Source organism: Aliiroseovarius sediminis (assembly GCF_022678485.1).
GTDB lineage: Bacteria > Pseudomonadota > Alphaproteobacteria > Rhodobacterales > Rhodobacteraceae > Aliiroseovarius > Aliiroseovarius sediminis.
Window position 1 is genome coordinate 1 of the sequence record NZ_JALBYP010000012.1, and the last position, 286, is coordinate 286.

A 286-nucleotide genomic window follows, 5' to 3' on the forward strand; every position below is an offset into this window, starting at 1 on the left:
ACCTGGTTTTCCGTAGACCCGCACCAGCGCATCCAACTCGCGGGCGACACGGGCTCCCGAGATACTGGTGTCGGCCATCAGGCACAGGTTTTCACGGCAGCAATCGTCGATCACCGCCAGGATGCGGAACTTGCGTGAAGCACCGAAGCTGTCGGACAGAAAGTCCAGCGACCACCGCGCATTTGGGCGCGCGGCCTCCGGCATCGGTGTGCGTGTGCCGCGGGCTCGCTTGCGGCCCCGTCGTCGCGTCACCGAGAGCCCTTCCTCGCGGTAGATGCGGTAGAGC

At 65.7% G+C, this 286-nt stretch carries 1 pseudogene; it reads right to left on the minus strand.

Annotated elements, in window-relative coordinates:
- Window positions 1-286 (minus strand): annotated as a pseudogene (locus MN186_RS00055) (IS3 family transposase); the annotation flags it as partial.